This window comes from Streptomyces sp. NPDC023541 (genome assembly GCF_055559995.1).
The window spans coordinates 140,210-165,933 of record NZ_JBVHJO010000014.1; the positions used below are offsets into that span (position 1 = coordinate 140,210).

Consider the following 25,724-nt stretch of genomic DNA (forward strand, 5'->3'; position numbering starts at 1 on the left):
GAAACTCGGTACGTGGAGCCGCACCCTTCAACCAGGTATATCAAGTGACGTACCGCGAGCGGCGGACGGAACGCAGCGCCGCATGAGCTCGCTATCACGTGTCGATGTTGATGGCGGCGAATATCGCGGTGCCTTCGGCGTTGGTGACTATGGCAGGGCCGGCATTGCGGGACCCTGGGTAGGTCAGGGCTTTTCTGTGGCCGGGACTGTTGAACCAGGCTTCGATGATCCGCTCGGGTGGGGTGCCGATCCCTCCCGTGAAGAGGACCTCATGGCCGCAGTGTTCGAGGTTCGCCTGCTGCGCGTTCTTCTGCACGCAGGTACGGGCGGCCCGGGCCAGGCTGTCGCTCCGCTCGACGTCGGGCAGCCCGAGTCCACGGCGCCGTTCATTGAGCAGCGTCAGCAAACGGCCCTCAGCCGAAAGATCGGCCGCCGACCGGGAAGGCGCCGGGGCTGCCGACCGGGAGGGCGCGGGCGCCACCCTCGTGGGAGGTCGGGTGGGTGAAGGCTTCGGTGTCAAGGATGCTTGCGACGGTTCCGCTATCGGCTCCTGAGCCGCTGCCGTCGTCCGCGCCGGAGACAGCGCACCGGCAATCGGCGCCGTGGTGGGCGAGACGGCAGGACGCGGGGCGGCCTTGGAATTCGCGACCGTGGTGAGGCCGGAACCCGTGAAGGCGATGACGGAAGCGGCTGTGGCGGCACCCACGGCGGATGCTGCCGCGACACTCAGCAACCAGGGGTGCGCCGCCATCCACCCCGCGCCAGGGGCAGTGGAGCCGCCCGACGCCTTTGTCGCGGCGCTGCTAGAGCCACTGACCGTGGAGCCGGACAGGTCGGCACCGCCCCAACCGAACAACAGGGCAAAGGGAGCCAGTGCTCTGAGACGGGCGTTGAGGTGTTCGATGTCGGCGAACGCTGTCGAGCACCGGTCACAACCGTCCAGGTGGCGCATCAGACCGCGATGGCGCTTGCCCCGGTTTCGCGCTGCCGAACCCATCAGGCCCGCATAGTGCCGGCACTCCGCGTCGCCGCCCTCACGTATGTGCGCCTGGAGGTAAGCCGTGCGCAACCCCTCCTGGGCGCGGGCGAGCAGTGTGGAGACGCCGCTGGGTGTCATCCCTAGCAACGGGGCCACTTCCGCGGTCGCACGTCCATCGACCAGCCGGTGCCAGAGAACCGCCTGCCAGCGCTCCGGCAGCGAACGGAAGCTGCGTATCAGCAGGCGTGTCTCCTCGTTGCGGAGCAGAGTCCGCTCAGGTTCCGTGGTGTCGGGCAGGGACTCGCTCCAGGCCTCGAAGTCCGCGAGCGGTACGTGCGTACGCTGGGCCTTCGCGTCTTGAGCGGCGGTGTTGCGCACGACGACACACAGGTACGGACGCCAGGATCCGGTGGGGCCGGCACCTTGCCGCACCGCGTGCAGAGTGCGCGTGAACGCCTCTGACGCAAGATCGTCGGCTATGTACGCACTGGCGAAGCGCCGCGCATACGCGAGAACGGCCGCCCGGTGGCGCCGGTAGAGCTCGGCCAGCGCTCGCGCCGCGTCGTCCTGCACGCTCCGATCCGTTGGCCAGCCGTCACATGCTACGTCCTCGCGGTGGGAGGCGCGGAGTATGGCCGTGAGCTCTTCATCGGACAGGTCGGTGGGGTCGCTTGGGCGGGGGAACATGAAGTCTCCGGGTGTCGTGCGTCAGTGCTGCGAAACGACTCCCGTGCGTAGGGGCCGTTGGTCGTTCAGACAAACAGATGTACATAACAGATCCGTAACGGGGTGAGATGACCGTTCGCCGTGATGCTCCTGAAGGACGACAGGTCCTTCAGGAACCGCCTGCCGCTCACCACGGCAGTGGTCCTCTCACCAGTTGGAAGTCGCATGACACGCACGCCAGACCGCCGCCCCCGCAACCGCCGACGTAAACCCAAGACTGGCCGCTTCTCCACCGCCAAAGCAGCATGGCTGGTCTCGGCCGCCGTCGCCCTCTGCCTGGCCGGGGGTGCTGCCTTGGGCGATGACCGAGGACGGGGAGGCAGCGGCAACAAGGCGGAAGCCGCTCAGGGATCGGTTGCGCCGGTCGCCGTACGCCCTTCGCCTGTAATGGGTTCTCCGGCGCGGACGACGGCAGCGGCTCAGGAGCCGATAGCGGAACCGTCGCAAGCATCCTTGACACCGAAGCCTTCACCCACCCGACCTCCCACGAGGGTGGCGCCCGCGCCCTCCCGGTCGGCAGCCCCGGCGCCTTCCCGGTCGGCGGCCGATCTTTCGGCTGAGGGCCGTTTGCTGACGCTGCTCAATGAACGGCGCCGTGGACTCGGGCTGCCCGACGTCGAGCGGAGCGACAGCCTGGCCCGGGCCGCCCGTACCTGCGTGCAGAAGAACGCGCAGCAGGCGAACCTCGAACACTGCGGCCATGAGGTCCTCTTCACGGGAGGGATCGGCACCCCACCCGAGCGGATCATCGAAGCCTGGTTCAACAGTCCCGGCCACAGAAAAGCCCTGACCTACCCAGGGTCCCGCAATGCCGGCCCTGCCATAGTCACCAACGCCGAAGGCACCGCGATATTCGCCGCCATCAACATCGACACGTAGCGAGTTACTCGCAGAACGCTGCTGAGACTGCCATCCCATCCGGCACGTCCTGGTGGATCGCAACGGCCGGCACTCGTTAACCGCCCGCCGGTAGAGTCCTTCACCATAACGGCCGCTCCATGACGGCCACCCTGAGGACGCGCAGCACCGCTCGTACAGCGAATCAGTCGACGAGGAACTTCTGCTCTTGGGCTCACGCCTGAGGGCGCCAGGCAACTGGCACACGGAACAGGCGTGCTCGCCATCCTTCCGTGACCAGCCCCAAGTCGGGCCCACGCACTCACCGGTTCCGAAGAAACATCTGGGCACCGGCATGCCACCCTTTCGCCGACAGCGTGGTCGCCCCATCACGTACAAGGAAATCAGAGAGCAATGACCGCAGAGAGCAGCCCGCTGAATCCGTCCGCGATCAGCGATGCCGGTAACGATGGAGACACGGCCAGCGAAGTACGGCGCTCCTCTTCCGCTGCCGGCCCGGTGGCAGGAGCACCCCTGCCCAATGTCTTCCATCCCACCGCACCGGCTCCGCTCGACGAATCCTGGATAGCCGCCTTTGCGGATGAGCAGGACGCGTGGGTTCCAACAGCCAGAAGAGGCCACGATTACCGTGGCCGCGCGGACCGAACGGAGCAGGTGGCCGGACGAAGGGGATCCGCCCGCCTGAAATCGGCACTTGGCCGCCGAATCCGCACGGCACTTGTTGCCGGCGTGAGCGCTGCTGCCTTGACGGGCGCCGTGCTCGTCTTCGCCGACGACGAGCAGCGACCCGAAATTGGGATGCCTTCGAGTGCCGTGCGCTCGCCTGTGCAACCCCCCACCCCAGGGCACAACGGAAGCGTGGGGGCAAGTACAGCAGCGGACCTCCCCACCACAAGGGCCAGCGTGTCACCCTCCGCTTCCGCTCCAGCGCCCACAAAGACGGCTGTACGGCACAGCGCTGCGCCTGAGGTCTCCCGCAGCCCCCGGAAGGTCGCTTACATGGGTGCTGCGTCGGCGCTCTGCATAGATGCTTCCAGCACACGATTGCACCTTGCTGGCTGCGACGGTCGAGCCACACAGCTGTTCACCTATGGCAGTGCCCACGAGCTGCGGACCGCGAATGGCCTGTGCGCCGGGGTGTCCAGCGGCGAGTCGCGCGGTTCTCTCGTCGTCGCCGAGGAGTGCAACGGCGGCCAGAACCAGCGCTGGACCATCACCGGGGACGGCAGCATTCATCAAGGAGCTCTCTGCCTGGACGCCTTGAACGGAGGGACCCGATCCGGAACCCTGATACAGGTGTGGGACTGCGGTGGCGGCGATAACCAGGACTGGCGCCCTTCCGCTCCCAGCCACTGACAGGCTCGCCCAAAGGCTGGCACTCCGCTGCCCGAACAAATGACAGCTTGACCCGCTGGCGAACAATCTCGGGCCTGCCAGCGGTCACGCTGCACTGCCTGTTCTAGGGCACTTCGCGGAACTCGTCACCCCGTGAGATTGCATCTGTCATAACAAGCCCGACTCATGATCCTGTCACCAGCTCGTAGGCGTGTCGCCCTGAGAAGGGCGTGAATCTCACATAACGTCCACGTCTGTAATTTCCATCCAAAGGATGGTAGCGGCCCTGACAAGAGGAAATTCTGTGCGCAAGCTTCGTGAGGCTGCCCTGGTAGCTGCCATGGTCGGAAGTATTAGCGTGTTCGGCACCGGTGTGGCCTCCGCCCACGGCGACACGGAGACGGGCCAACCCGGCAACGCGACGGTCTGCAATCAGCAGTCCGAGGTCACGCAGGTGACGTACCAGAACGGCCTCATCAATGGCCCGCTTCTCGGTAGCGGCCCGGCGACCGCAACGTCTCCCCAGCAGATCTGCAGCGGGAGGGACAGCCGCGGACTGAATGGAGCCTCCGCCACGACCGGCGGCCTCGTGTCGACCCTCAGCAGCATTCTGCCCGGCGTCCTGTAACGCCCCGGCACGCCCGACCCGGGGGCATCGCCCGGTTGAACCGTGCTGCTCCAGAGCCGGGTCCCGGGGACGTCGAGGCTCACCGCCCCGGGCCCAGGGCGTGCAGGGCGCGGTGGCGTTATGGCCAGTGGCGCCCTGAGGCAGGGCGCGTGCACGAGACCGGTCACCCGCTACGCTCTGGCCACCTCTTCGCGAACTGAGGCGCGTTGCTGTCAGAAGGCTGCAAATCGCGCCTCATGTCCACAAGCTGACGTTCCATCCGCCAGGGATGGCAACAGATATGGAGATGTTGGGCGCAAGTTTCATCGGGCTGCTCTGATAGCTGCCGTGGTCGGGAGCGCCAGTGTGTTCGGGGCGGTGGTGCCTTCGTCCACGAGCCTTACGCCGAGGCGGCCCGCACGTGGCTGCACGGTGAGGCCGAGGTCGTCGACACCACGCACCTCACGCCCGCCCAGGCCGCCCTGCAGATCGCGGAGGTCGTCAAGAGTTGAGGTCCGCCCGTCGATCATCGCTAGTGGTGACACAAGAGCTGCTGAATGAGCATTTGTGACAAGCGGAGTGCCTCACTGGTGACAACCAGGCTGCTTCGGCCGGCCCCATTGGCCATGTCATCTGGCTCTGCCGTGACAACTACTGAGCTTTGGCTCACCATTCCCGAATCCGAAGAACGCCGCAGAGTACGAGGCGACCCGGCGTGCCACCGACGACTACGACCGCCAGGAGCAGGAGGCTGGCTACCCGCTGCCTGGAGAAGGCGAATGACCGCCGAAGTTCTCCTCGGCTGCCACGGCGGCGGCTACCGTGGCGGTGAGACCCGCCTGGAGGAGCCTGTGAGCGCCCAGCCCGAGCACACGCCCATCCCGTCGTACGCGCCCGCGCCCGGCGCTCCGGCCGAACTCCTTGCCCAGCTGCGCGCCGACCGGCGCGCAGCGCAGTGGGTGCCGGCCTTCGAGCGGGAGTGGGCGGCAGCGCTGGAGGAGCCCCGCAGGTCGTTCTCCCTTGGCGGGCTGTACGAGGTCGTCCAGGACTGGCAGGGCCGCCTGGCGCACGCGCCGGTGGTCGACGCGTTCGTCGCCTCCCTCTACGGCGACAGCGACACCGTCGACATGGCGGAGCTGCGGGGAAGCGCCGGTGACCGGACAGCCGTACGCGGTCCGCTTCTCCGCGTCAGCCGCCAAGGCCCTCGACACCCTGCCCGAACACGCCGAGGACCTGTATGGGACGTCCTGGACGGCCGCTGCGGCCGACCCGTGAGGCTTCGGCCAGTTCAACGCCGACGACCTCGAGGGCGAGGACGTGCGCTACGCATCCGTCGGCCAGCTCTCCCTCACCTTCCTTTGGTGGATGGAAGCGGACGGGCTCGGGAACCCGGCGGGGGACTCGGCGGCGGTCTGGCATGATCGCCCTGAGATGGGGAGGGGCGACATGGCCATTGACGACAGAGCCGATCCGGCGCAGATCATCGCCCGAGTGGGTAACTTCGCAGATCGCGAGCGCGCTCTCGAGGTCTGGATGTATCTGGCCACCAAGGCCGGGTGGACGGTAAGTGTTACTCCGGGCGCGGCGCTGGACGCCGATGCTGGTGACTGCGGCGTCGTCGAGGTAGAGGGTCTGCGTTATCGGATTCGTCTCACTCCTCGAGTGCGGACGACGCTGGTCGATGACGCGGGTGGTCGGATGTCGCAGCGTCCAGCGTTCGCGCACGCGGCGTGGGCCGACCCCGTGCTGGAGCCGGACAGCTTTGTGCCCTACCTCGGTGGCTGAGGCGCTGCGGTCTTGCTGAGGCGGCGGTGGCAGATAAGGGCTGCGGATATGCCGATGAAGGCGAGGAAGTGTTCTGCCTTGCGTTCGTAGCGGCGGTGCAGGCGTCGGCAGCCGGCCAGCCAGGACACGGTCCTTTCAACCACCCAGCGGTGACGTCCAAGTCGCTGCGAGGATTCAATGCCCTTGCGGGCGATGCGGGGCCGGATGCCTCGCGAGCGGAGCCATCGGCGCAGGTGGTCGTAGTCGTAGCCCTTGTCGGCGTGCAGTTTCGCCGGCAGTCGTCTGCGGGAGCCGCGGCGGGATCGGATGGGCGGGATACCGCGCACGAGTGGCTCAAGGCCGAGGCTGTCGTGCATGTTGGCGCCCGAGATGCCCAGCGAGAGAGGCAGTCCGTTGCGGTCGGTGACCAGGTGAATCTTCGATCCCAACTTGCCGCGGTCGGTCGGATTCGGTCCCGTCAGTGGCCCCCTTTTGCCGCCCGCAGGCTGACCGAGTCGATCGCACACCGCGACTAGTCCAGATCCCCGCGGGCACCGAGTTCGTCGAGGATGACACGGTGGAGCCGGGCCCAGACCCGGGCCCGGCTCCACTGGACAAAGCGCCGGTAGACCGTCTGCCAGCTCGGCCTGAACACCGGCGGAAGCTGCCTCCACGCGCAACCCGAGGTCGCCACGAAGACGATCGCGGCCAAAGCCTCGCGATTACCCGCCCGACGCCGACCCCCACCTGCGGACGTATCACCTCTGTCGGCGGCACCACCCGCCGGAACAACACCCCCAACTCGTCCGGCACCAGCCGCTCAGCCAGATTCGTCATGCACGGTTCAACGAACGATCACGCCATAAGAAACGATGTCTTAGAGGTCGTTTTCATCTCGATTGGCCATGTATCCAGTGATTTTCGGGCCGCTGGGTTGTGGTGCTTGCGTTGCTGGAGATGCGGGTTGCTTCTTGCTGGTCAGGTGGGGTGCCGGGTGAGGCGGGAGGTGGCTTGTGCCTGTCTCATCCCAGGACGCCCGGCTTTCGTGGCTGAGTGCTTCGGTAGCCGTCACTGTGCGCCTGGGCGCACTCGGTTTGCGGCGGTACGCCGGAAGCATGCCGAAGCGACGCCCGTATCCGAGTGATCTATCCGATGCCCGTTGGGAGTTGATCGAGCCGGTGCTCTCGGCCTGGCGGTTCGAGCGCCGCGGCCGGGCTCTGGATTTCGGGCGGCCGCCGGAGCGCGACCTGCGCGACATCATGGACGCGATCTTGTATGTGGACCGGACCGGGGTCCAGTGGCGATATCTTCCGCACGACCTCCCGCACTGGAACACGGTCTACGGCTACTTCGCCAAATGGGCCGATGAGGGCGTGTTCGCCCAGCTCAACGGCCTGCTCAGGCAGCTCTTACGTGAGAAGGAAGGGCGTGACGCGGAGCCGTCGGCCTGCGTGATCGACGCTCAGAGCGTCAAGACCTCGACCAGCGTCCCTGCTGCCGGCCAGGGCATCGACGCCGGAAAGAGGATCGTGGGCCGGAAGCGGAGCATCGTCACCGACGCGCTCGGACTCCTCCTCGCCGTCCTGGTCACGGCGGCGAGCGTGCAGGACTCCGTCGTCGGCACCGAACTCTTGGACCAGGTCGCCGTCGGCCACCCCGGGATCCGGAAGGTTTGGGTCGACGGAGGCTACCGCCAGCACCTCGTCGAGCACGCCGCGACCCTCGGCATCGATATGGAGATCACCGCCCGCAAGCCCGGTACCAGGGTCTTCACCCCGATCCCGAAGCGATGGGCGGTCGAGCGGACCTACGGCTGGCTCATGCTCCACCGCCGCCTCGCCCGCGACTACGAAACCCTGCCCAACCGATCCGAAGCCATGATTCACCTCGCCATGACCGGCCTCATGGCCCGCCGCCTCACCGGCGAAAGCACCATCTCCTGGCGCGACCCGACAGCACATACCAAACACCAGATTCCGGGATGAAACAACGGGAGAAAACGACCTCTTAGTCCGCCCCACCTCGCGGCCGCAAGAAGCCGAACTGTCCATGTCTCTCCCCGCCGCCTCCCCCGCACCGGCCGCGCACAGAGCTGGTGGGGGCTATGCCGTGGCGTAGCCCCCCACCAGCGGTGTCAGCTGCGGCTGCCGGCGACCTCCCTGAGTGAGAGGTCGAGGTTCGTGGAGCACAGCACGTCCGGGGGCTCGACGGGTGGAGGTTCCACGGTGCGTGAGGGGAAGGGGATCACCTGTGCCTCGTGTTCTTCCTCGAGGTCATTCGCGTCTTCTCCTCCGGTGTGGTCAGGAGCCGGCCACTGCACAGCCCGCCAGTGTGCCGCGGCGGCCCCTCCCGGTCGACGGTGCGCGGGCGCGTCCTGCCGGCCGGTTTCCAGGTCTGGTGGGCTGGCGGCGAGCAGGAGGGACAGGAGAAGTCCGGCGGAGCGGCTGGAGAGGATCTTCGCCGCTTGTTTGACGCCGGGGGTGCTCGGTCCGATGCGCGATCACGTGATCTAGAAGTCCACGTAGTCCGTGACCTGGCGCAGTGCCCCTCGCTGCGGGTCGACCACCAAGGCTGTCCCGGTTGCGGGATCCCATTCCTCCACGCGCACCATGCGACCGATCTCGGTCTCAGTGCCATTGAAGATGGCGGTCCATCCGGTCTGATTGAAGTATCGGAGTTGCATGGCGTCATGATCCCGGAGGTCCGGCGACCTGCTCGACCTCCGTGTCGTGGAAGCCGTGGTTATCAAGAAACCGGCAGGCTGGTGATACTGATGTCAAAGACCCGACGGACTGTGGAAGCTCACCCAGACATTCCTGTAGGGCTAACGGAGCTTGTGGCCGACCGGCGGGCAGCCGGGCCAGCGTTGCTGCCACAGATCCGTCAGAAGCACCCGCACATCTCCAGTCAGTGGAGCCGCGACTGGCTCCCCAAGCAGGGGAGGCCGCCGAGTAGGCGGGAGAGAGCGCGGTCAGTGGATTGCTGCTTTTCTATGCTGGTGCACACATTCACTCGTTGGGGGACTCCGTTGCCAGCGGGATACCGCACCGCCAGCAGTCGTTCGCGTGGTCGTCCTGGCAGACGTAGCCGATGGCACCATCCACGCACCATTCGGCGGCCTCCTCGGACAGCAGGTCGGGCCCGGCAAGGAACAGCCGACGAAATGCCGTGGTGTCCGCAATGTCGGCCGGCCGGTTGGTGAACCACTCGTCGAACCAAGGCTTGTCCCGGTGTATGCGCCAGTGCGCATTCTCTCGGTCGTCGACAGCCGTAAGGAACCGATCGACGATGCGCCCCCAACTCGGTGCCCCGAACCAGCCGTTGTCGGACGCACACAAGGATTCGATCAGGGTTCGCAGGCCGAACTCCTTCTCGCGAAGGCAGTACCTTCGCCCCCATGAGATCGCGACCTGTGCCATCTCCGCGAGTTCTTCTCGCGGATCAACCTCGTGCGCCGGGTCGTCAGGGTTGTGGCAGGCCAGCCCGAGCTCGAGTACGGACTGCCCTGTCGGTAGAACCCGGGACGGGTTGACGATCGCGAGACCGAGACCGATCCAGTCGACATGGTCGAACGACAGCATCGAGCGCACGAGTCGGGTGGTTGCCGTGTTGATCCGCATCATTGTGCCGTCGTGGAGCGGACTCTTCCCGGCATGCCAGTTCTCGACGGGTGTGTTGCGCCACACGGCGAGCGTGATGCGGGTGGCAGCGAGCCACAGCAGGGCGTCGTCGTCGAGGTGCCCGAACCGCTTGGCACACTCCTGGGCGCCGTAGGTGATCAACTCTTCCGGTTTCGGCCACCTGTGGCTGTCGGTCCCTTCAGGCCCTTCAGGCGGGTACTCATAGTCGTCGGCGTACTCGTCGAGGATCGCGCTCAACTCGGTTGCGCTGTAAGCCGCGCTGTACTCGGAGCTGTCCGGCTCCTCGACGGTGTACATGTCGTGGTCCCAGGAGACGTACACGTCGCCCCAGAGCACGACATCGTCGCACTCGCTGGCGTTGTCCGTCACAACCGGCCTGATGGTGATCGGGGCAGTACGCCCGTCGGTTCGCTCGCCGTCCTTCTCGGCGGCCCATGCGGTGATGATCTCGAGTGGCTTCGGAAGGAGAGGGCCGACCTTGGTGATGCTGACGGGTTCGTCGTCGTCACCGGTGTCGAACCGGCTGTTGACGAACGCGACCGCCTCGGAGGGCGTGCTGACGATGGACTGGGTACCGCTCTCGTTGTCAACCACTCGCCACAACGGGCTGTTCTTCACGGTGCTCTCCGATCGCGGTGAGTGCACCCGGGGTGGGTGCGATGCGCCGGGTCGCTCGGCACTGACACCAACTTATGGGCTGATCATCCCATCCGTAGTCCCGAAGGTGCTTGTCGGCGATGACGTTCGGTACGTTCGCGTGCAACCTGCTTTTCGCGACCGCGGCGACACAGCAGAGTCCAACAGTGGAGGAGGGAAGATGGCGCTGAACAAGAAGGGTTCCCGGCGCATAACCGTTGACGGGATCGAGTACCGCTGGCGGATCCGCAGGAAGCCCTCCTACATGCAGGGCCTCTGCTGGACGCCGATGACCTACGCCGTCGAAGCGGCCGGCGACAGCCAGCCGGGCACGACCTTGATCGTCACCAGCGGCCAGGCCCATCCCAGTAACTGGGTGGGCGTCGAGACGGAGCCCATTCGTCCAGCTCACGTTGCTGCCAGCATTCGAGAAGCACGGGATCAAGGCTGGGAGCCAACCCGGGTCGGCTCTCCGTTCCAGCTCGACCGATCCTCAGGATTCATCGCTCAACCATGAGACAAAGCGGAGTAGCACGATGCATCTGGCTCGGCATCATGGCCAGGTGACCACATGGATGCACTGCTACTGGGACGAGGAAGAACCTGGTTCTACTTCGAGGTCGACGGTGATCCGGCAGGTCGAACTCGAAGGGCCTGAGCTGATCCCGATCGCAGCTGCCTCCCTCGCCGAGTGGCAGCGGGCCCGCGACGCAGGCCGCCTCGACGAGTACGACAACAGGTTCGGAATCACCGCCGAGCTGCCCGTCTCGGAATGGGAAGGCCACGACCCCGAACAACTCACCTCCGAGGAGTTCGAGGAAGTCTGGGAGTCTGCCCGTCGCCAGATTGCATCCCGGCTCGGCTGACCGCTCGGCCCCGGTGGCTGCGTAGGTGAAAACGAGGTTCTGGCACAGATCTTGGGGAGTCGTCGCGGAGCGTTACCTCGATGTTCGATTGTGAGGAGACGGGTTCGTGTGAGACGGCGTACGCCTTGTCGTCCCACGGACAGAATTGACGCTCCCTCAGGGGTCTGCCGATCGCTGCTGCGGTCGGTTATGGACGGTGATGGTGCTGGTTATGCAGACCGATGCACCGTTCTGGGACTCTCTGGTGTTCGACGGGATCGACGATGTGGATGTCGAGGTGGTGACGGCCGCGTTCGGCACGGTCGAGGTGGTGGCGAGTGGCCGAGCGGCTGGCTCTGGATGTCCGGACTGTGGCCGCTTCTCGGACCGGGTCCACGACCGATATCAGCGGAGGCTGAAGGACCTACCGCTCGCTGATCAGGGCTTTGTGATCCGACTGACGGTCCGGCGCTTCATCTGCGGGTCGGCGGACTGCCCGCGCCGGACGTTCGCCGAGCCGTTCTCGCGGCTGGCTGCCCCGCACGCACGGTTCACCAAGAGGCTCAACCACGCCCTGGAGCGAGTGGGGCTCGCGCTAGCCGGGCGGGCCGGCGCCCGGCTGGCCGCCCAGCTCGGCTTCGGCGCGGGACGGATGACCTTGTTACGCAGGGTCATGGCATTGCCCGATCCACTGTTCAGCACGCCGCGTGTGCTGGGCGTGGACGACTTCGCGATCCGCCGTGGCCAGACCTACTCCACCGTCTTGACCAGCGTCGAAGACCACCGCGTGGTCGATGTGCTCCCGACCCGTGAAGCCGGGCCGCTGTCCGCCTGGCTGATCCGCAACCCCGGCGTGGAGATCATCTGCCGGGACCGGGCCGGCGCCTATGCCGAGGGCGCCCGGCGCGGTGCCCCCGACGCTCTGCAGGTCGCCGACCGATTCCATCTGTGGCAGGGCCTCGGCCGGGCCGTGGAGACCTGCGTCGCCGCCCACCGAGACTGCCTGCGCAACCCATCGCCCAGCAGCATGCTGCCTGAGGCCACCCCGGGTTCCGGTCGGCCGCAGGATGATGCGGAGCCCGTCGGCCGGCGGGCCGATCGGAAGAAGGCAGCACATGCCCTGGTCCACGAGCTTCTTGCCCAGGGTCACTCACGCCGGGCGATCGCCCGGCACCTGGGCTGGGGCCTCAATACCGTGCTCAGGTATGCGAACGCCGCACGCTGGCAGGACACCTTCCGCGAGAACCGGCCCCGGCCCAGCAGACTGGACCCCTACAAGCCCTACCTGGAGCGACGCTTCGCCGAGGGATGCACCAGCGTCACCCACCTCCACAGCGAACTCGTAGCCGACAACGCGCCCGTCACCTACCAGATGGTCCGCTCCCACATCGCCACCCTCCGCGGGGCTCCGGCCGGCACGCCGCCGCGACCGCCGACAGTGCGGCAGGTGACCGGCTGGCTCACCCGCCACCCCACCGCCCTGACCGAGCAAGACCGGGCCGGCCTGAAGCACGTCCTGGCCCGCTGCCCCGAACTGGACACGGCCGCCGGACACGTCCGGGATTTTGGCGAGATACTCAGCGGCCGTCTCGGTAGCACGCTCCCTGCCTGGATCGACGCAGTCGATGGCAGCCAGTTGCCCGGGCTCACCGGCTTCGCACTTCACCTGCTCCGGGACCTCGACGCCGTGACGGCCGGGCTCACCCTGGACTGGAGTTCCGGCAGCATCGAGGGCGCCGTGAACCGCATCAAGAAGATCAAGAGGCAGCTCTACGGTCGAGCCGGCTTCCACCTGCTCCGCAAGATGATCCTGCTCCAGTAACACTCCGAGACACCCCAAGATCTGCGCGAGAACCGAGCCGTGGCAGGATGGCCTCATGTTGATCCGAAAGGTCGATGCCGCGTAGGCGTCCGAAGGCCGTCCGCGCAGAGCGGTGGCGGCCACGATGGCAGTATCCGGTCCTGAGGGTCCACGGCGTCTCCGCGCGAACTCGTGCAGCAATCCGCCGGGTCGAAGACCAGGAGATGTGGCCCAACGCGGTCGCCAATGCGCTCTCTCGCTTCGAGTGGGCCTTTAAGCAGCCTGGACGCTACCTGAATGCCTCCCAGGCCTACTCGCCCGGGATCGAGGTGGAAGATGCCCGTGACGACCTGGAGTGGGCGATGCGGCACCTTCCTCCCGGAGCCAAAAGGGACTTGGGCCGACTGATCGCGCGCATCGATGAGGAATTCGAGCGCCGTACCCTGCCGGAGCCCAACTACATCGAGTTGGCGATCTTCGGCTGGTGGTGGACCAGAATGCGAGAACGCTGACGGGCCCGGGCTCGTGACGTTCCCTGCCATCGAACACGCCGCCACTCTCCGCGACGACTCCCCAGACTCTGTGCCAGAACCTAATTCTCGTAAACATTCGCGGGCGTCAAGATCCGCAACTGCTGCCCAAACCGGCGGACAAACGCTGCCCCTAGAAGGGTTCTGGCTCGCTTTCCGTGATGCGCGCACGCTGAGTGACGGCTGACCCTCCGATCAGGCTCCGGGAAGTTGCCTGAAAATGACCAGGGCCGAACTTGATGTGGTCGACAGTGCGGCGTCGTGGAAGAGACGTCGCCCCTCCTGGAGGGCCTGCTATTACCGTCCATCGCAGACGTGTCGGTGCTGTCGATGGACGTGAGTCACGAGGCGATACGCATCGACGTCTGCAGTACGGCAGCTAGGGCGGCATGCCCGGACTGTGGGAGCGAGTCGACCCGGGTGCACAGCTCTTACCTGCGGTTTCCTGCGGACGTGCCGAGTGGGGGACGTCTGGTGGTCCTGCAACTGCGAGTTCGGCGGTTCTTCTGTACGGAGTCTTCGTGTGCTCGGCGGACGTTCGCTGAGCAGATGTCTGGACTGACCCGGCGGCACAGCAGGTGGACGGAGCGGTTGCGATCGACCCTCGCCGCGGTGGGTCTCGCCCTGGCCGGCCGGGCCGGCGCCCGGATGGCACGGGCCTTCGGGGTGCCCATCAGCCGCAGCGCGGTGTTGCGGCTGCTCGATGCATTGCCCGAACCCGAAGTCCCAGCCCCACGGGTGGTCGGTGTCGATGAGTACGCCACACGCAAAGGACGGGTCTACGGCACGGTGCTCGTCGACGTCGAGACCCGTCGGCCGGTGGATCTGCTGCCTGACCGGGAGGCGTCCAGCCTGGCCGCCTGGCTGGCGAAGCGCCCCGGCATCGAGATCGTCTGCCGGGACCGCGCGCCGTTCTTCGCAGAGGGCGCCACAGCCGGTGCACCCCATGCGACGCAGGTCGCCGACCGCTGGCATTTGTGGCACAACCTCGGGGAGGCCGCTGAACGGGCTGTCGCCCGCCACCGCCAGTGCCTTCGCGTCCTGATCCCCGATCGCGAGGGGAAGGCCGAACCACCGACGCCGCCCGAGGACAAGGCGGACTCGCCATGGCGGAGCGAGCGATTCGCCAACCGCGTCCGAGCCCGGCACGCCACGGTCCACGCGCTGCTGGAAGCCGGCCACAGCCGTCGCTCCATCGGGCGTCAGCTGAACATGACCCACCGCACGGTCAAGAGCCTCGCCGACGCTGCGAAGCCGGAAGACCTCTTTCGCGGCCAATGGCAGTACAACAGGACCTCCGTCCTCGACGAGTACAAGCCCTACCTGGACGAACGCTGGGACGAGGGCTGCACCAACGCCTGGAAGCTCTGGGAAGAGATCCTTCCATTGGGCTATCGCGGCAGCTACGGCCGGGTCAGCGCCTACCTGCGAGAGAAGCGCACCTCGCCACGGCCGGTCACCGCGCAACCGCCGGCACCCCGCGTGGTGACGAGATGGATCCTCAGCCGACCCGAAACGCTGACCGAGACCGAACAGCTCCGACTCAAGACCATCCTGGCCAACTGCCCCGAACTCGATGCCCTGACCGGTCACGTCCGGTCCTTCGCCCACATGCTCACCGAGCGCCAGGGCGAACGACTCCCGCAGTGGCTCGACGCCGTCCGCCAGGACGACCTGCCCAGCCTCCACACTCTCGCGGCCGGCATCGACCGAGACCGCGACGCGGTCATCGCCGGACTCACCCTGCCCTGGAGCTCCGGCGTCGTCGAAGGACACGTCAACCGGATCAAGATGCTCAAGCGCCAGATGTTCGGTCGGGCCGGCTTCGCACTGCTCCGCAAGCGAGTCCTGTTGGCTCACTGATCGATGTCAGATGCCCGCGATAGTTTCCCCACATGGGTGTGTATCTGATGAGCGTTGGCGCGGAGGAATGGTTCGGTGACGAGGAAGACGGATGGGGTGGAGTTGCTTCAGCACTCGATGCTGAACTCAGGCGGCGGGGTCTGCCGCCCTACGAGGACGTCCCCCCAGAAACGGACTTCGCACCTGGCTCAGGGCAAGCTTTCGAGGAAAAGCTGACCCCCGACATGACCGGGTTCCTCACCTTGTGCCAGACGCACCTGTCACGAGAGGAATCGGAGATCCTCTGCGGCTGGACCGTGCTCGTGCCCTTCTCACTCGATAAGGAGATCTGGCTGCCCATCGAATCCGACGACCACGAGTCCATGGTCGCCGGCGCTCCTCAGGTACTACCGCTCGCCGAGAAACTCGCGGCAGCCATCAACCTGCCACCCGAAACCCCGGCAACATGCGACAACCTCGACCTGAGCACGTGGTTCAGGCACCAAGCAAAGGAACTGGCCACCACTCGAACAGGACCGTGGACCACAGACCTGGACACAGCCTTCTACGTCGCACTGTTCCTGCGTGCTGCCCAGCACTCGATCCGACGCGGCTGCCCCATCGTCTGCACCTGAGGCTGCCCATCTTCAGTCCACGATTCTCCAGCGGAGATCACTCAGCGTGCGCGCTTCACGGAAAGCGAGCCAGAACCCCTAGAAGTGAACAAAGCCACGGACGGAGTGCGATGGGTGAAGAATCTTATCACGCATGAGGTGATGCGCATCCCCGACTTGCCTGTGAAGGCAAAGCTCCTTCCGCAGTGGGTGGCGGAGTCTTCCAGGTGGCCAGGAATGAGCGGCCAAGTACTCGTTGTCGGAGGTCACACGATCTGCGAGCTGCCGTCGGGGACATCGGATTCAGGGCCGGTCCCCTTGGGAACCCAGCGGCGTCGAGGTCAGCGTGGTCATAGCCAGGGAGAGGGAACAGGAGGCTTGTCAACTCTCTCCTCCACATCGTGGGCATGTGTGCGACGTGCAGAACAAGGGCGTGTCCGCGACTAGCATCGGCGTGTTCGCCGACACCTTGGAGTTTGCCGCTATGTCGTTGCCGCGTCTCGGAGTCGTCATCGTGACGATGGGCACTCGCCCGCGTGAGTTGGAGGCTCTCCTGGCCTCCGTGGAGAAGCAGGATGTTCCGGCAGCGGGGGTGGTGCTGGTGGGGAACGCGACGCCTCTCACGGACATCGCGGCGGATGTAACCAAGGTCCCGCTTGAGGAGAACCTGGGCTGCCCCGGCGGCCGCAACGTCGGGCTGAAGCTGCTGCGCGAGTCGGGCGACGTTGATGTCGTCGTCGAGCTGGACGACGACGGGCTCCTCATTGCCGATGACGTGTTCCGCAAGATCCAGCAGCTGTTCGCCACGGACCCCAAGCTCGGGATCGTCGGCTTCCGGGTCGCGGACGAGCACGGACACACAGAGCGGCGCTGGGTGCCGCGCCTTCGTGCAGATGATCCGATGCGCCGGGGCCTGGTCACTGCCTTCCTCGGAGGCGGCCATGCCTTCTCTGTCCCGATGCTTGAGCGGATCGGCGATTGGGCCGGCGAGTTCTTCTTTGGGCATGAAGAGACCGACCTCGCATGGCGTGCGCTGGACGACGGCTGGAAGATCCTTTATGAGCCCGACCTTGTTCTTCAGCACCCCAAGACCTCCCCGGCGCGGCATGCCGTCTACTACCGCTTCACCGCGCGAAATCGAGTCTGGCTGGCCCGGCGGCGACTGCCTCTTCCCTTGATCCCGCTCTATCTGGGCGTGTGGATCGTGCTCACCCTGGCGCGCATCCGGTCCGTCAGCGGGCTGAAAGCGTGGTGCGGCGGCTTCGTGGAGGGGCTGCGCAATCCTTGCGGTCCCCGCAAGGCCATGAAGTGGCGCACGGTGTGGCGGATGACGCGCTTGGGGCGCCCTCCGCTGATCTGAGCGTCAGGACAGTGGCCGCAGATGACGGTCAGCGCCAGGGGCGCCGGTCGGCAAGCTGGGTGACATTCGTCTGGGCCTTCAGGTCCTCCTCGAGCTTGGCCGAGCGGAGTGCCAGGAACTGGATTTGGGCAACGGCAAGGGCAAGTTGAGAATTCAACTCGCGGTTGCGGCGGCGGAGCCGTCACGCCGGTCGACGTCGGCTTCGACCGCCGCCGCCCCCGCTTCTCCTCATGGTTCGCATTCCGGCGGGGCCGCTGCGGGATCGGAATCTCCGGCACCCACAGCTTCTTCGTCGCGTAGACGTAGAACTGCTGCAGGTGGGAAATCTCCTGGCTCCACGTATCGCCGTCGACGCGAGGCCCCCGCGGATCTTGGCGTCGCCAGAAGTGGTAAGCCGTGTGATCGGCCTCCGTCGCGTACCTCCAGTTCTTCCCGCCCCTGCTCAGGTGCAGGAAGTTCAGGTGCCGGCAGACGGCCGACGCCCGGTTGTTCTGGCTGTTCAGCGGACCCGCCATCAGATTCACCTGATGGAAGTACGAATTCAGATCCACGTCGTAGACGAAGACCGGCGATAGCAGGGACGGCGTGCCGTCGGGACTGCCCAGGTCATCGAGCCATAACTCCCACTCGTCCGGCGAAACCCGCAGGTGCCAGGGCTGAGGCTCAAGCTGCGGTAAGTCGCGCGAGCTGTAGTGGACCGACCAGGCTCCATGTCTCAACACCCGGTGGGCGAACAGGCCCAGGATGCTTGCATCGGACATGAGGGAAGCGGCCTCTCACGATCGTGTCGCTGGGAAGGGGAGTCCCGCATCGGCCCCCGGGTGAGCGTGGGAACGAAGACCGGGCACGACTTCGGTGGGCGGGCGGTTGCGGGGTCAGGCTGTTCTCCACGGCACGGGGCAGCCGGAGAGTAGTTCCGCGCGGGCCCTGATGGCCTCGGCGATGTCCTCGTGGTGGCCTTTGGAGATGACCTGCAGAAGCTGGGCGAGAGCGACAAGTTCCCCGCTCTTTCCCGCGGGTGTGTCGAGGATGTTGGCGAAGGTCGCACGGACACGTTGAGCGGTCGCGGGGCACCGCAGGCTGTAGGCGTAGAGGAGGCCGGCGTCGTATCCGACGGGCAGCCGCCTTATCTAGACCTCGTGTTGATACGCGCAGGTCAGAGGGATGCGGCTGGCTGAGGGACGTGAGGTCAGTATCGTCCACGCAGGCGGTCATCGGTGACCGGCCTGCCTTCAGGTGGGGGTATCGCCGATGCAATTGGGGTCAGCGTGCGCGTTTGTCGATGAGGACGGCCAAGCCGTCCAGGATGCGCTGTAGGCCGAACTCCCATGCCTGGTCCTGGCCGTGGGATTGGGCTGCTGAAGTGAGGGCCGCGGTGAGGGCGGGAAATCGCTCGCCGTGTGCCTGCATCAGGTCGCCGAGGATGGTGCCCAGTTGGGCCTCGGGGTTGCCCGCCGGGCCTGTCGCACGGGCCTGCTGGGTGATACCGCGTACGTGACCGACCAGTAGGACAGCCGCGTCCATCCGTTCGGCGCCGCTCAGCCCTGTGCCGTCCAGGGCTGAGACGGCACGCTCCAGCCAGGACAGTTCCGCGGGTCCCATGATCCGCGGCCCGACGGTGGCGTCCAACGCCCAGGGGTGCTGTCGAAAGACGTGAATCAGCTCGCGGGCCCATTCCTCCAACTGCTCACGCCAGTCACTGTGCCGTGCCCTCACCTGCGGATACGGGCCGATCGCGGTGTCCACCATCAGAGCGACCAGCTCAGCCTTGCCCGGCACGTACCGGTAGAGCGCCATCTTGGTCACGCCCAGTTGCGCGGCGACCCGCTGCATGGACACATCGGTCAACCCCTCCGCGTCGGCGATCTCGATCCCGGCCCGCGCGATGCGGTCCAGGTCGAGTGTCGGCCTTGGCCCGCGTGCGGGCTTGGGGTGCGGACCCCACAGCAGCCGCACCGCCTCGGCGTGCTCGTCGCCCATGTCTGCCGCCCCTCCTGACCGACCTTGCCGAATTAACTGTGTCTACGGTACACAGTAATTAACAGTGTCCGCAGGACACAGTTTCTAGAGTGGAGGAATCCGTGAACGGGAACGTCCTCATCTCCGGCGCGAGCATCGCCGGGCCCGCGCTGGCTTACTGGCTGGGACGGCACGGCTTCAAGCCCACCGTCGTCGAGCTGGCTCCAGCCCTGCGCGGCGGCGGTCAGGCCGTCGACTTCCGCGGCGAAACACACTTGACCGTGCTGGAACGCATGGGCCTGACTTCCGAACTGCGCCGCATCGAGACAGGTGGCAGCCCGATGCGCTTCGTCGACGAACGCGGCCGAACACTGCTGCACCTGCCGGCCGAGTTCGCCGGCGGCGAGATAGAGGTGCTCCGCGGGGACCTGGCCCGGGTGCTGTACGAGCACAGCCGCCCACACACCGAGTACATCTTCGGCGACTCGATCACCCGCCTCACCGAGACCCCCTCCGGCGTGCGGGTCGACTTCCAACAGGGAGTCTCACGCGACTTCGACCTGGTCATCGGCGCGGACGGATTGCACTCCAACGTCCGCCGCCTCGCCTTCGGACCAGAGGCGGACTATGTGAGCCACCTCGGCTACTACGCCGCCACCTGGCAGTTGCCCAACGACCTGGGCTTGGGAAAGGGCTCGGTCGGATACAACGCGCCGGGGCGTCTCGCCTCGGCCGGCGCCGACCATCGGGACCCGGCACAGGCAGGGGCGTTCGTCGTCTTCGCCGCGCCTGAACTGTCGTACGACCGCCATGATCCCGAACAGCAGAAGCATCTGATCGACAACGCGTTCGCCGGTCTCGGCTGGGAGGTGCCCCGCCTGCTCGCCTCACTGCAGCAGGCCCCCGACCTGTACTTTGACTCGATCAGCCGCGCAGACGTGGATACCTGGTCCACAGGGCGAGTGTGCCTGGTCGGTGACGCCGCCTGCGGGGCCACCATTGGCGGCATGGGGACAGGAACCGCGGTGGTCGCCGCCTACGTGCTGGCCGGCGAACTCGCGCGAGCCCAGGGCGACTACCGGGCGGCCTTCACCCGGTACGAGGGCAGGCTTCGGAAGTACGCCCAGGGCTGCCAGGCAGGCGGCGACCGCACCGGCAGGTTCCTCGCCCCCGGCACCGCCACCGGCATACGTCTCCGCAACACCCTGCTGTCCCGCCCCTTGTTCCTGAACGGAATGCTCAAACTGGGGGAGAAAATCAGCAGCACCGTGGACCTGCCCGACTATCCGTTTGACACCAGCCGCGTCATGCGATGACTTGATCACGGCAGACGCCTGAAAGCCGTCGATTCTCCGAGCGCCAGCCGAGCATCGAGGCTTTCGTTTGGTGGCCAGCCGAACAGGCACCTCGCCGTGCGTGACCCCTTCTGGGAAGGTCAACTCGGGCGATCGATCTGAAGGGACGGACAGTGCCGATGTGAGAGCCCTCCGAGGCTGATCTCCAGCTCCTCCAGGAGGTGTTCGTGCGGGCTGCGGAGGATTTCGGCTGCCAGGTCGTCGATGGGGCTCGGGCTGAGGGCTGGAGAGGACGGACCCTGGGCGGCATGGTGACGGTGAACGGACTCGCCATGTGGCTTCGGGTCGTCGTCGCGCCGGCGGACAGGGTCAGTGAGAAGCTCTGGACGGGTAACGAGTCCGCGCAGCTCATCGCGGGGGCATCCCGACCGGAAATTCTGGAGGTCCGGGACTGGGCTGAGGAGGGTCTCCGTTTCCGGGGCGAGCTTTCGACGTTCGTCGAGGACGGCCCGGTCTCCGTGACGCCCGAGCTGCGGGAGCCCGTGCGGTTGTCGGAGAGCTGGTGGAAGGGGCTTGAGGCGTCCCTCGACGCGGTGGCGGCGACCGCGACGGACCGGGTGTCGGTCCGTCAGGACCTGGTGAAGCGGCGCCTGGAGTGGATCAGCGGCGGCCGAGTCGATCCAGAGGTGGCCGTGTGGAAGGCCAGTCATGGTGATCTGCACTGGGCGAATCTGACGGCTCCGGCATGCGTTCTTCTCGATTGGGAGGGATGGGGGCTGGCGCCGGCGGGGTGGGATGTTGCCGTTCTCCGCGCGTACTCACTCTTGCAGCAGCCGTGGCGGCGGAGATCGCGGACCGCTTCTCCGGGCTCCTGACCGGTGCTGGAGGACGTCAGGTTCAGTTGTTCGCGGTGGCCGAGCTGCTGATGGCGGGCAGCAGGGGCGATCACCCCGAGCTGACGCGCCCGCTGCTGGGCCTGGCCTCCGAGCTGCTGGGCGAGTCGGCCGAGGTCATTGCCCGTCGGGTGGGCCTGCCTGCTGCCTGATCATCTTCCGAAGACTGGTGCGGGCCGCCGCAAGGTCGGCCTGCAGTTCCGCGACGCGTGAGCCGAGCTGCTCGGCCTCGGTCCTGGCCTGGGCTTCGGACCGTTCCAACTGCCGGATCCGTTCGGTGAGTTCGGTGACGCGGTCGGTCAGCTGGCGATTGCTGACCTGGCCGAGTTTCTGGCCGAGTTGCTGCCGCACTGCTTCACGGAGCCGGTCGCGTTCGTCCCGCAGAGCGGTGATCTCTTCCCGGGCCAGGGCGAGGTCGGTCGTCAGACTCGCCGGGCTGGTCTGCCTGCCCTGGCTTCGGGCCTTCGCGGGTTCATGTGACTGCTGGTCGATCGCGGCCTGGACGTGCTCGCGTACTCCTTCGGCGTAGACGAGCCAGGTGGATACTCCGGCCGCTCGGGCGACCGTGGCGAAGGTGATGCGCTCGCCGGCCGCCGTCAGGTCCTGGAGTGCTGCCAGGACGTTGTGCCGTTTGCGCTGGCTGTCCGCTCTGCGGGCCTCGGCCAGGACCTGAGCGGGTGTCCGGGCCGCCGTCATGGAGCCGTCTTGCGGACGATGGACAGCGGCAGCAGCGGTCGTGTGCTCCCGGATCTGACCTGCCGCAGGATGGACGCGGCTTCCTCGATTTCCGCTCGTTCGTCGTCCGGCAGGGCCGTCAGGCCGTCGCGCATCGTGGCCGCGACTTGCTGGTAGGCGGCAATCTGTGCGGTGAGGTTGCCGATCACGAAGTCGGCGGCGTCCATCGCCTGGGCAGTCTCGCGGTCCGAGCGCAGGCTGTTGATCTGGTCCTCGATCGCGGGCAGGTAGGAGGGGTCAGGGCGGTAGAAGCCGCAGCCCGCGCATTGGAATCGCAGGGGGCATGCCTGCCCTCCGGCCTTGACGTTGGACGGTTCGGTGCAGCCGCCGAACGGGACGGCGACCGACCGGTGCTCGTAGGCTTGCGGGGAGCACGGTCTCGCGGCTCCGTGCCGGTCGGTGACCAGCAGACTGAGCTTCTTCACCGCTTTCCGCTTCCGCTCCAGGGTGACGCGGTAGTAGCCCATCGTCGTCTTTGGATCATCGTGGTCCATGAGGGATTGCAGCACGTCAAGGGGTGTGTCGGCGTCCGCAAACCGTGGCGCGAACGAGTGCCGGAACGCGTAGGGGAAGATCAGGGAACGGTCGAACGGCACCAGATGCCCGTCGGGGCCGATGACGTCGCTGAGCAGTTCCGGGAGCGTGTCGACCCAGTTGCGGATGGCCGCGCTGAGGGACACGGAGTTCATGTGGGCGACGCCGCTGTAGTCCGAGATCGCGGGAAAGAGGTAGGCGTCGCTGTGCCGTGGTGCCGGGATCTCGTCGCGGTGTCGGCGCTCCGCCGGACGGCTCTTCGGGTCGGCCGCGCCCACCCCCTACATCGCGGCCTGGCACCAGGCGCCGGCTCGTCGGGGGCGGGGAACTCGCCCTGCACCTGGAACTGTTCACGGGCATACCCTCCCCACCGTGCCGGGCCTGCGGGCCGCCGCCCGCTGGCGGGACGGACATCATCCTCTACCGCGCCGACGCCGGGGGCCTCATGCACGAGCTCGGCCACAACCTCGGGCTCGACCACGCGGGCACGGACGCGAGGCCCAACTGCAAGCCAAACTACGTGAGCGTGATGAACTACTCCATGTCTGAGGGGATCCCGCGCGTGGGCGGTGGGCACGTCGTCGACTTCTCCCCGGCCCGGATCACCCTGTTCGGCCGGTCGCCCGGCGACAACCTGCCAGGCCGGTCCCGGGAGGTGCTGCCCGACCTCAAGGAGGACGACCTCCACGAGAGCATCGTGCTCGACCCGCAGGACGGGGTGAACCAGTTCGTCTTCCTGGACGGTGCGGGTGCCGTGCGCACCGTTCCCCTGAACCGCAACCCGGACTGGAACGGCGACAACTGGCCGGGCTTCGGCGACGACGGCGACGCGAAGCAGATCGTCAACATCGATGCAATTACAGGCCAGCCGGACTGCACCAACATGACCACTGACGAGTTGCTCAAGGGCCACAACGACTGGGCCCGGGTCAAGGACTTCATGCCGAACCGCCTCACCGGCGGAGCGGCGGCGGCGACCGAAAACCCGCCCCTGCCGACCGCTGAGGAGGCGGCTCGGATCCGCGGACTCCGCAACACCACCGACCTCACCCTGGCACTCACCGACGCACCGGACCCGGTCGCCGCCGGCGAGCGCCTGACCTGGACGGTCGGCGTCACCAACAACGGCCCGAACTCCTCCACGTCCACCCAGATCACGACCGAGCTGCCGGCCGACGTCACCGACCCCACCACCACGGGCCCCTGCCTAATCTCCGGCCGGACGGTCACCTGCAACCTCAGCGAGGTGCCGCAGGGAACCCACCGGGAATACACGATCAGCGCCCAGGTCCCGGCCGACCTGGTCTACCGCAACGGCGGCCCGAAGACGATCACGGCCACCTCCACCGTAGCCAACCTCGCCGGCCCGGACGCGCAGCCGGCCGACAACACCACTACCTCCGACACCAGGGTGATCGCGAAGGCGGACGTACGGATCACCGATGCCCGGGCCACCAGCCCGCTGGAGGTGCTCATCGGCGAGCCCGCCACCGCCTCGCTGGAAGTCACCGTCGCCAACGCCGGCCCGTCCAGCCCGATCGACACCCTGCTGACCACCACGGCCGCCGCGGACGCCGACGTCACCGTCACACCCGCGACGCAGACTGCACAGCAGACGGCGCTGCGCGTGGGCACTCCGCAGAAGGCCACGTACGCGGTGCAGCTCGCGTGTACCTCGCCGGGCCTGAAGCAGGTACGCCTGGACTCCCGCCTGGCGCTGAAGAACGCGGAGGACGTCGACCCGGACCCGAGCAACAACACCGCCTCCACCTCGTTCCGGATCGACTGCGTGGTGCCGATCGCGATCAACGTCCGGCCGGGCGGCTTCCCGAACTCCGTCAACCTCAACACCGACGCCACCCTGGCCGCGCTGACCACCCGGGTCGGCGAGTACGGCCTACCGCTGGCCTTCAACGCGACGGCGATCGACGTGTCCCAGACGTACTGGGGCCTGCGGGAGCGGCTGTCAACACCGCCACCCCCGCTGGCGCCCGGGAGGTCCACGGCAGGGGCCACCCCGGTGACTCCTACGAGCTGGACGAGCGCACCCGCGACGGCGACACCGACAACGTCATGCACTTCAAGCCCAGTGAATCGGGACTGACCCTCGCCTCCACCCGGGCCTGCCTGAAGGGCAAATACCGGGCCGCGGGCGACCAGGTGTACACGTTCCAGGGCTGCGACTCTGTGAGGGTGGTGAACTGACGCCCGACGCGGAGACCTGAACGTGCCGCAGGGCCCCACCTCCGCGTGGGGCCCTGCGGCCGGTCGGCGACGGGCACGGCCCGTCGGCGGCCGGCTGGCGCTCTGGTATCCGCCGCCGGAGACCATCACCCCGGCCCGGGTCGCCGGCCAGGCCTTGGACGCGTTCTGCTTGATCCGCGCCGACAGCAGCCGGTCGACCGCGCGGCTCACGGGTGTGCCCGGCGTCGGCAGGTTCGTGTGCGTGGAGGGCCGGGTCAGGTCATGGGCCGCCTTCGCCGCCGGGGATAGAGAACGGCTACTACGAACAGCGGGACGGCAGGTAGGCGAGGATCTTCACCCAGCTCCAGGCCGAGGCGGACGCCAAGGGCCTGATCACCTGGGAGGTCAACGTCGACTCGGGGCGACTCTCCGCAGTTCAAGCCGGTCCTGGAAGCGATTCGAGTGCCCAGGCTCGGGCTCGGCAGGCCGCGTAAACGCCCGGACCGTGTGCGAGCCGACAAGGCCTACGACTCCCGCAGTAACCGCTCCTACCTGCGCAGACGCCAATCAAGGCCGCGATCCGCCC

General features: G+C 67.0%; 23 protein-coding genes and 4 pseudogenes. 20 read left to right on the plus strand and 7 right to left on the minus strand.

Going from position 1 to position 25,724, the window contains the following annotated elements; all coding sequences use genetic code 11:
- Positions 1–94: 94 nt before the first annotated feature.
- The gene (locus ACZ3X1_RS29100) at positions 95–1,552 is read right to left on the minus strand and encodes a sigma-70 family RNA polymerase sigma factor (RefSeq protein ID WP_467281535.1); all 1,458 of its coding nucleotides are present in this window, start codon (positions 1,550–1,552) and stop codon (positions 95–97) included.
- Positions 1,553–2,272: 720 nt separating this feature from the next.
- Here ACZ3X1_RS29100 and ACZ3X1_RS29105 point away from each other — a divergent pair.
- From ACZ3X1_RS29105 to ACZ3X1_RS29135, 7 genes and pseudogenes are all read left to right on the plus strand, one after another.
- Positions 2,273–2,584: a CAP domain-containing protein gene (locus ACZ3X1_RS29105; protein WP_390079688.1), complete on the plus strand. Its 312-nt coding sequence runs from the start codon at positions 2,273–2,275 to the stop codon at positions 2,582–2,584.
- Between the two features lie 978 nt (positions 2,585–3,562).
- Positions 3,563–3,919: a ricin-type beta-trefoil lectin domain protein gene (locus tag ACZ3X1_RS29110; RefSeq protein ID WP_390079690.1), complete on the plus strand. Its 357-nt coding sequence runs from the start codon at positions 3,563–3,565 to the stop codon at positions 3,917–3,919.
- A 283-nt stretch (positions 3,920–4,202) separates the two neighbouring features.
- The gene (locus tag ACZ3X1_RS29115) at positions 4,203–4,526 is read left to right on the plus strand and encodes a hypothetical protein (RefSeq protein ID WP_467281536.1); all 324 of its coding nucleotides are present in this window, start codon (positions 4,203–4,205) and stop codon (positions 4,524–4,526) included.
- Positions 4,527–4,900: 374 nt separating this feature from the next.
- A pseudogene (locus ACZ3X1_RS29120) lies at positions 4,901–5,017 on the plus strand (ATP-binding protein); the annotation flags it as partial.
- Between the two features lie 339 nt (positions 5,018–5,356).
- Positions 5,357–5,650 (plus strand): annotated as a pseudogene (locus ACZ3X1_RS29125) (DUF6247 family protein); the annotation flags it as partial.
- Positions 5,651–5,657: 7 nt separating this feature from the next.
- Entirely contained in the window at positions 5,658–5,780 is a 123-nt protein-coding gene (locus ACZ3X1_RS29130; protein ID WP_390079715.1) for a hypothetical protein, read from the plus strand.
- Between the two features lie 171 nt (positions 5,781–5,951).
- Positions 5,952–6,290 carry a hypothetical protein gene (locus tag ACZ3X1_RS29135; protein WP_467281537.1) on the plus strand — a complete coding sequence of 113 codons (339 nt, stop codon included), beginning with the start codon at positions 5,952–5,954 and terminating at the stop codon, positions 6,288–6,290.
- Here ACZ3X1_RS29135 and ACZ3X1_RS29140 read toward each other — a convergent pair.
- Positions 6,275–7,106: pseudogene (locus ACZ3X1_RS29140) on the minus strand (IS5 family transposase). The gene ACZ3X1_RS29135 and the pseudogene ACZ3X1_RS29140 overlap by 16 nt on opposite strands.
- A 278-nt stretch (positions 7,107–7,384) precedes the next feature.
- Here ACZ3X1_RS29140 and ACZ3X1_RS29145 point away from each other — a divergent pair.
- Positions 7,385–8,254, plus strand: a complete 870-nt coding sequence (locus tag ACZ3X1_RS29145; RefSeq protein ID WP_467281538.1) for an IS5 family transposase — start codon at positions 7,385–7,387, stop codon at positions 8,252–8,254.
- Positions 8,255–8,778: 524 nt separating this feature from the next.
- Here the strand turns inward: ACZ3X1_RS29145 and ACZ3X1_RS29150 are convergent.
- Positions 8,779–8,952, minus strand: coding sequence for a hypothetical protein (locus ACZ3X1_RS29150; RefSeq protein ID WP_390079445.1), 174 nt, complete (start codon positions 8,950–8,952; stop codon positions 8,779–8,781).
- 325 nt (positions 8,953–9,277) lie between these two features.
- Positions 9,278–10,528, minus strand: a complete 1,251-nt coding sequence (locus ACZ3X1_RS29155) for a hypothetical protein (RefSeq protein WP_467281539.1) — start codon at positions 10,526–10,528, stop codon at positions 9,278–9,280.
- Positions 10,529–10,727: 199 nt separating this feature from the next.
- Here ACZ3X1_RS29155 and ACZ3X1_RS29160 point away from each other — a divergent pair, with 199 nt between their 5' ends.
- The 7 genes from ACZ3X1_RS29160 (at position 10,728) to ACZ3X1_RS29190 (ending at position 17,538) form a co-directional block, all read left to right on the plus strand.
- A complete protein-coding gene (locus tag ACZ3X1_RS29160; protein ID WP_467281540.1) occupies positions 10,728–11,063 on the plus strand; it encodes a hypothetical protein in 336 nt (111 codons plus the stop codon).
- Positions 11,064–11,109: 46 nt separating this feature from the next.
- Positions 11,110–11,412, plus strand: a complete 303-nt coding sequence (locus tag ACZ3X1_RS29165; RefSeq protein WP_467281541.1) for a hypothetical protein — start codon at positions 11,110–11,112, stop codon at positions 11,410–11,412.
- A 145-nt stretch (positions 11,413–11,557) separates the two neighbouring features.
- Positions 11,558–13,213 (plus strand): ISL3 family transposase, encoded by a 1,656-nt coding sequence (locus ACZ3X1_RS29170; RefSeq protein ID WP_467281542.1) that lies wholly within the window; start codon positions 11,558–11,560, stop codon positions 13,211–13,213.
- 203 nt (positions 13,214–13,416) lie between these two features.
- Positions 13,417–13,704 carry a hypothetical protein gene (locus ACZ3X1_RS29175; protein WP_467281543.1) on the plus strand — a complete coding sequence of 96 codons (288 nt, stop codon included), beginning with the start codon at positions 13,417–13,419 and terminating at the stop codon, positions 13,702–13,704.
- Between the two features lie 348 nt (positions 13,705–14,052).
- Positions 14,053–15,585 carry an ISL3 family transposase gene (locus tag ACZ3X1_RS29180; protein WP_467281559.1) on the plus strand — a complete coding sequence of 511 codons (1,533 nt, stop codon included), beginning with the start codon at positions 14,053–14,055 and terminating at the stop codon, positions 15,583–15,585.
- Between the two features lie 32 nt (positions 15,586–15,617).
- Positions 15,618–16,199: a hypothetical protein gene (locus tag ACZ3X1_RS29185; RefSeq protein WP_467281544.1), complete on the plus strand. Its 582-nt coding sequence runs from the start codon at positions 15,618–15,620 to the stop codon at positions 16,197–16,199.
- Positions 16,200–16,662: 463 nt separating this feature from the next.
- Positions 16,663–17,538: a glycosyltransferase family 2 protein gene (locus tag ACZ3X1_RS29190; RefSeq protein ID WP_467281560.1), complete on the plus strand. Its 876-nt coding sequence runs from the start codon at positions 16,663–16,665 to the stop codon at positions 17,536–17,538.
- A gap of 1,263 nt (positions 17,539–18,801) precedes the next feature.
- On the opposite strand, the gene ACZ3X1_RS29195 is transcribed toward ACZ3X1_RS29190, so the two are convergent.
- A complete protein-coding gene (locus ACZ3X1_RS29195) occupies positions 18,802–19,518 on the minus strand; it encodes a TetR/AcrR family transcriptional regulator (RefSeq protein ID WP_467281545.1) in 717 nt (238 codons plus the stop codon).
- Positions 19,519–19,619: 101 nt separating this feature from the next.
- On the opposite strand from ACZ3X1_RS29195, the gene ACZ3X1_RS29200 reads away from it, so the two are divergent.
- From ACZ3X1_RS29200 to ACZ3X1_RS29210, 3 genes are all read left to right on the plus strand, one after another.
- A complete protein-coding gene (locus ACZ3X1_RS29200; protein ID WP_467281546.1) occupies positions 19,620–20,813 on the plus strand; it encodes an FAD-dependent monooxygenase in 1,194 nt (397 codons plus the stop codon).
- Positions 20,814–21,100: 287 nt separating this feature from the next.
- On the plus strand, positions 21,101–21,667 hold the full coding sequence (locus ACZ3X1_RS29205) for a hypothetical protein (protein WP_467281547.1): 567 nt from the start codon (positions 21,101–21,103) through the stop codon (positions 21,665–21,667).
- A 35-nt stretch (positions 21,668–21,702) separates the two neighbouring features.
- Positions 21,703–21,837, plus strand: a complete 135-nt coding sequence (locus ACZ3X1_RS29210; RefSeq protein ID WP_467281548.1) for a hypothetical protein — start codon at positions 21,703–21,705, stop codon at positions 21,835–21,837.
- On the opposite strand, the gene ACZ3X1_RS29215 is transcribed toward ACZ3X1_RS29210, so the two are convergent.
- Positions 21,803–22,381 carry a DUF6262 family protein gene (locus tag ACZ3X1_RS29215; RefSeq protein WP_467281549.1) on the minus strand — a complete coding sequence of 193 codons (579 nt, stop codon included), beginning with the start codon at positions 22,379–22,381 and terminating at the stop codon, positions 21,803–21,805. The genes ACZ3X1_RS29210 and ACZ3X1_RS29215 overlap by 35 nt on opposite strands.
- The gene (locus ACZ3X1_RS29220) at positions 22,378–23,232 is read right to left on the minus strand and encodes a hypothetical protein (RefSeq protein WP_467281550.1); all 855 of its coding nucleotides are present in this window, start codon (positions 23,230–23,232) and stop codon (positions 22,378–22,380) included. The genes ACZ3X1_RS29215 and ACZ3X1_RS29220 overlap by 4 nt, the downstream gene beginning before the upstream one ends.
- 167 nt (positions 23,233–23,399) lie before the next feature.
- On the opposite strand from ACZ3X1_RS29220, the gene ACZ3X1_RS29225 reads away from it, so the two are divergent.
- Both ACZ3X1_RS29225 and ACZ3X1_RS29230 read left to right on the plus strand, forming a co-directional pair.
- Complete coding sequence (locus tag ACZ3X1_RS29225; protein WP_467281551.1) at positions 23,400–25,058, plus strand: CARDB domain-containing protein; 1,659 nt, start codon at positions 23,400–23,402, stop codon at positions 25,056–25,058.
- Between the two features lie 500 nt (positions 25,059–25,558).
- Positions 25,559–25,706: pseudogene (locus ACZ3X1_RS29230) on the plus strand (IS5 family transposase); the annotation flags it as partial.
- Between the last annotated feature and the right edge of the window lie 18 nt (positions 25,707–25,724).

Excerpts from the sequence above, each read along its gene's own strand:
- ACZ3X1_RS29110 (WP_390079690.1), top strand. The coding sequence starts at position 3,563 with ATGGGTGCTGCGTCGGCGCTCTGCATAGATGCTTCCAGCACACGATTG.
- ACZ3X1_RS29135 (WP_467281537.1), top strand. The coding sequence starts at position 5,952 with ATGGCCATTGACGACAGAGCCGATCCGGCGCAGATCATCGCCCGAGTG.
- ACZ3X1_RS29145 (WP_467281538.1), top strand. The coding sequence starts at position 7,385 with ATGCCGAAGCGACGCCCGTATCCGAGTGATCTATCCGATGCCCGTTGG.
- ACZ3X1_RS29150 (WP_390079445.1), bottom strand. The coding sequence starts at position 8,952 with ATGCAACTCCGATACTTCAATCAGACCGGATGGACCGCCATCTTCAAT.
- ACZ3X1_RS29160 (WP_467281540.1), top strand. The coding sequence starts at position 10,728 with ATGGCGCTGAACAAGAAGGGTTCCCGGCGCATAACCGTTGACGGGATC.
- ACZ3X1_RS29175 (WP_467281543.1), top strand. The coding sequence starts at position 13,417 with ATGTGGCCCAACGCGGTCGCCAATGCGCTCTCTCGCTTCGAGTGGGCC.
- ACZ3X1_RS29180 (WP_467281559.1), top strand. The coding sequence starts at position 14,053 with ATGGACGTGAGTCACGAGGCGATACGCATCGACGTCTGCAGTACGGCA.
- ACZ3X1_RS29185 (WP_467281544.1), top strand. The coding sequence starts at position 15,618 with ATGGGTGTGTATCTGATGAGCGTTGGCGCGGAGGAATGGTTCGGTGAC.
- ACZ3X1_RS29190 (WP_467281560.1), top strand. The coding sequence starts at position 16,663 with ATGTCGTTGCCGCGTCTCGGAGTCGTCATCGTGACGATGGGCACTCGC.
- ACZ3X1_RS29195 (WP_467281545.1), bottom strand. The coding sequence starts at position 19,518 with ATGGGCGACGAGCACGCCGAGGCGGTGCGGCTGCTGTGGGGTCCGCAC.
- ACZ3X1_RS29205 (WP_467281547.1), top strand. The coding sequence starts at position 21,101 with ATGGTGACGGTGAACGGACTCGCCATGTGGCTTCGGGTCGTCGTCGCG.
- ACZ3X1_RS29215 (WP_467281549.1), bottom strand. The coding sequence starts at position 22,381 with ATGACGGCGGCCCGGACACCCGCTCAGGTCCTGGCCGAGGCCCGCAGA.
- ACZ3X1_RS29225 (WP_467281551.1), top strand. The coding sequence starts at position 23,400 with ATGCACGAGCTCGGCCACAACCTCGGGCTCGACCACGCGGGCACGGAC.